The sequence below is a fragment of the Variovorax paradoxus genome (assembly GCF_000834655.1).
Taxonomy (GTDB): domain Bacteria; phylum Pseudomonadota; class Gammaproteobacteria; order Burkholderiales; family Burkholderiaceae_C; genus Variovorax; species Variovorax paradoxus_F.
Window position 1 is genome coordinate 1 of record NZ_JXQQ01000073.1, and the last position, 4,273, is coordinate 4,273.

The 4,273-nt window shown below is 69.6% G+C and carries 3 protein-coding genes and 1 pseudogene; 2 read left to right on the forward strand and 2 right to left on the reverse strand.

Going from position 1 to position 4,273, the window contains the following annotated elements:
* Positions 1 to 569: pseudogene (locus RT97_RS25040) on the forward strand (MFS transporter); the annotation flags it as partial.
* A 7-nt stretch (positions 570 to 576) separates the two neighbouring features.
* Here the strand turns inward: RT97_RS25040 and RT97_RS25045 are convergent.
* Together RT97_RS25045 and RT97_RS25050 are read right to left on the reverse strand one after the other, a co-directional pair.
* Positions 577 to 2,286, reverse strand: coding sequence for an FAD-dependent oxidoreductase (locus tag RT97_RS25045; protein WP_042581558.1), 1,710 nt, complete (start codon positions 2,284 to 2,286; stop codon positions 577 to 579).
* Positions 2,287 to 2,323: 37 nt separating this feature from the next.
* Positions 2,324 to 3,331 (reverse strand): tripartite tricarboxylate transporter substrate binding protein, encoded by a 1,008-nt coding sequence (locus RT97_RS25050; protein ID WP_042581559.1) that lies wholly within the window; start codon positions 3,329 to 3,331, stop codon positions 2,324 to 2,326.
* A gap of 102 nt (positions 3,332 to 3,433) precedes the next feature.
* Between RT97_RS25050 and RT97_RS25055 the strand changes: the two genes are divergently transcribed.
* Positions 3,434 to 4,273 (forward strand): LysR family transcriptional regulator (locus RT97_RS25055; protein ID WP_042581560.1); only part of this gene is annotated, 840 nt, incomplete at its 3' end.

Below are 4,273 nucleotides of genomic sequence, written 5' to 3' on the forward strand. Positions count from 1 at the left end.
CCACCGAGATCTTCGTGCCGTACTTCCTGCAACTGCTGCATGGCCATTCGCCGCTCGCGGCGGGCTACCTCACGGCTGCGATGGCCGGCGGCTGGAGCGCGGGCTCGCTGCTGTCGTCCGGACGCAGCGGCGCGGAAGCCGACCGCATGCTGCGCGCCGGCCCCGTGGCCTGCACGCTGGGGCTCGTGGCGCTCGCGCTGCTGCTGCCTTTTCCAGCGCTCTCCCGGTACTTGGGCGCGGGCTTCGAGACGACGCTGGTTGCCCTGGCGCTCGCCGTCGTCGGCCTCGGCGTGGGCATCGGCTGGCCGCACCTGGTGACGCGCGTGCTGTCGCTCGCGCCGAAGGGGGAAGAAGGGCTGGCGTCCGCCTCGATCACCACGATCCAGCTCTACGGCATGGCCGTGGGCGCGGCGGTGGCGGGGCTGGTGGCGAATGCGGCGGGGCTCACGGTGCCGGGCGGCGTGGAGGGCGCCCGGTCGGCCGCAGCATGGCTCTTCGCGAGCTTTGCGCTCGCACCCGCGCTGGCCGTGTGGCTGGCCTACCGCGTCGTCGCGGCACGCCGCGGCTAGGCAACGCTCAGGCGGCGGCGACCACGCCTTCCCACGCCAGCGCCCGCTTGCGCTCGCGCACCCGCCTGGCATCGCCGCGCAGGATGGCCACCAGGTCGTACACGTCGAACGGCAGGTGCGCGCCGCGCCAGGCGACGTGCTGGTCCGCGCGGCAGAGCACCAGGCGGTGGGCGTACGCCTTGGGCACTTCGGCGGTCTCGATGTCGAGCACCGTGAGCGGCATGTTGTAGGTGAGCGCGGCACGTTCCAGCGGCCGCACGTCCACGCTGCGGTCGAAGCGCAGCAGCGTGTAGCCCGGGCCGAACGCGTCGTAGAGCGAGCGGCCGTCGGCCAGCCAGAAATGCGGCGCGCGGCAGCCCGGCACGGTGGAGGGCGTGAAGTCGCCCATCGAGTAGGGCGGCGCGGTGTGCTCGCCGTCCGCGACGATGATGGGCGAGCCCGTGTAGAAGTAGCCGAAGTTCAGCCCGCCGCAGCAGAACTGCTGCACGTTGAGCGCATAGGCCTCGCGGCCGATGTCGGCGCGCAGGGCGTCGCCCTCGGGGCCGGGCGCCTCGATGTTCTGCGGCACGGCGCGGCGCGCGCGGATCATCTTCTGCGCATGGTCCATCGCGAAGTTCGACACCTGCTCGGTGATCGGCTGGCGCTCGGCCTCGTAGGCGTCCAGCATCGCCTCGTCGCCCCAGCCCTGCACGCAGGCGCCCAGCAGCCACGAGAGGTTGAGCGCATCGGCGATGCCGGCGTTCATGCCGTAGCCCGCGTACGGCACCCACAGGTGCGCCGCGTCGCCCGCGAGGAACACGCGGCCCTCGCGGAAGCGGTTGGCCACGAGGCGTCGGCCGATCCAGTCTTCCTTGCTGATGATCTCGTAGCTGAAGTCGGGGCCCACGCCCAGGATGTCGCGCAGCGCCTGGTCGCGGTCCACCGAATCGAACTCGGGCTCCTCGGCGTTCAGATGGTTGTGCACCAGCCAGGTCTCGTGCCCGTCGATGGCGAACATCGTGCCGCAGCGGCGCGGGTTCATCGCGTAGGTCGACCATGCGAGCTTGCCGGGGATCATCGCGCGCAGCTGCGGCGCGCGGATGAAGGTGGACTGCACCCGCTGGATGACCGCCGTGCCCTCGAGCTTGGCGCCGATCTGCTTGCGCACCGCCGAACTGCCGCCGTCGCAGCCGACCATGTAGCGGCAGCGGATGCTGCGCGTGATGCCGCTGTCCATCTCGGTGGCGATGGCGGTCACGCCGTCCTTGTCCTGCGTGAAGCCCGCGAACTGGGTGCGGTTGAGCAACTGCACGCCCGGCAGCGCCGCGGTGTGCTTGAGCAGGATGGGTTCGAGGTAGATCTGGTTGATGCGGTGCGGCGGTTCGGGCGTGGGCCACCAGGCGTCGGGGCCCTCGGTCTCGGTGTAGCGGTCGCGCCGGCACGGAATGGGAATGCGGGTGAGCTCGGTGCCCGTTGCGGTGGTGCGGAACACCACGTCGTTGGGGTAGTCCGCGGGCAGCCCCGCATCGCGCAGCTTCTGCGCCACGCCCAGGCGGCGGAACTGCTCCATCGTGCGCGAGGCCACATGGTTGCACTTCACGTTCGGCGGCTCGGCGAAGCGGCGTGTCTCGCAGATGATCACCGAGACGCCGCGCGACGCCAGGTCCATCGCCAGCGTGAGGCCCACCGGGCCGGCGCCGATGATGAGAACGTCGGCCTGCATTGGGGTGTCGCTCATGGTTCGTTCTTGCCTGTGGTCTCTGTCGTCGTTTTTTTCAGTCGAGCCGGATGTTGGCGCCCTGGATCACCTTGGCCCACTTCTTCGTTTCGCTGCGGATGTAGACCTCGAAGGCTTCGGTCGAACCCGGTGCCGGCTCGGCGCCGAGGTTGCGAATCGCGGCCTTGATCTGTTCGTCGCCGAGCGCGGCGTTGATCTCCGCGTTCAGCCGCGCCACGATGGGCGCGGGCGTGCCGGCCGGCGCCACCACGCCGAACCAGCCGGTCGAGTCGTAGCCCGGCAGGCCCGCCTCGGCCACGGTGGGCACGTCGGGCAGCATGGGCACGCGCTGCGCGCTGGTCACCGCGAAGGCGATCAGCTTGCCGGCCTTGATCTGCTGCAGCGACGCGGGCAGGTCGACCAGCGCCAGTTGCACCTGGCCCGCGAGCGCATCGAGCGCCGCCGGCCCCGAGCCGCGGTAGGGCACCTCGATCAGCTTCACGTCGGCCATCTGCGCGAAGAGCGCGGTCGACAGGTGCATCGCGGTGCCGTTGCCGCCGTGGCCCATCGAGAGCGTGCCCGGCTTCGCCTTGGCCAGCGCGATCAGTTCGGGCAGCGTGCGCGCGCCCACCGAAGGGTGGCCCACGATCACGAACGGGGTGGCCGCGACCATGCCGACGGGCCTGAAGTCCTTCACCGGGTCGAAGGGCATCTGCGCATAGAGGTTCACGTTGGCGGTCAGCGCGCCGGCCGCGCCCAGCCCGAGCGTGTAGCCGTCGGCCGGCGCTTTCGCCACCAGCGAGAGGCCCACGTTGCCGCCGGCGCCGGGTCGGTTGTCCACCACCACCTGCTGGCCCAGCTTCTCGTTGAGCCGCGGCACGAGCATGCGCACCACGGCGTCCGCGCTGCCGCCGGGCGGAAAGGTCACCACCATGCGTATCGGGTGGCTGGGGAATTCGGCGGAGGGAGCCTGCGCCAAGGCGGCAGCGCCGAAGAGGGTGCAGGACATGGCCAGCATCAATTGCCTGCGAAGCGGTTGCGCCTTGCGGGCGATCGGTGCTGTCATTCGGACTCCTTGATTGTTGCTTTTACTTGATTTGGAGCGATTGAACGCCGCCGAAATTCATTCGTAAATCGAGAAATTTCGTATCAAATATCAGTTGATCTTATGAATGAAAACTTCAGTCCTACGTTCAGCCCGACCATCCGCCAGCTGCGCGCGTTCCTCGCGGTGCATCAGCTGCGCAAGCTCAGCGCGGCCGCCCAAAAGCTCTTCGTCACCCAGTCGGCGGTGAGCATGCTGATCCGCCAGCTCGAGGAAGGCCTCGGCACGCATCTCTTCGACCGCACCACGCGCTCGCTCAAGCCGACCGCTGCCGCCGACGAAATGCTGCCCACCGCGGAGCGCATCCTGCGCGACGTCGATTCGCTCTCGACCGGTTTTCGCGAACTCGCCACGCTCGAGCGGGGGCGCGTTTCCCTGGCCATCACGCCCACGCTCGCCACCTTCCTCTTGCCCGCGGCGGTGCGCAGCTTCAGCGAAGAGCATCCGAAAGTTCGCGTGATGATCAACGACTGCGCGCCCGACCAGTTCATCTCGCGCATCCTCGGCGAGCATGTGGACTTCGGCATCGGCACGCCCGAGCGGCCCGGTGCCGAGGTCGAGGTGCAGCGGCTCATGCGCGACCACCTCGCGCTCGTGTGCAGGAACGACCATCCGCTGGCCAGGGCGCGTGTGGTGCGGTGGGTCGACCTCGGTGGGCATCCCGTCATCACCGTGCGCCCCGGGTACGGCGTGCGCCCGCTGATCGACGGCACCGCGGCCGATGCGGGCGTGGCCCTCGACGTGGTGAACGAGGTGTCCTTCCTCTCCACGGCGCTTTGGATGACAGCCAGCGGCATGGGCGCATCGATCATGCCCTCGGCGTTCGCGCGCGATGCGAACGATCCGTCGCTGGTGATCAAGGTGCTCAGCGCGCCGCGTGTCTCGCGCGACATCTCGGTGGTC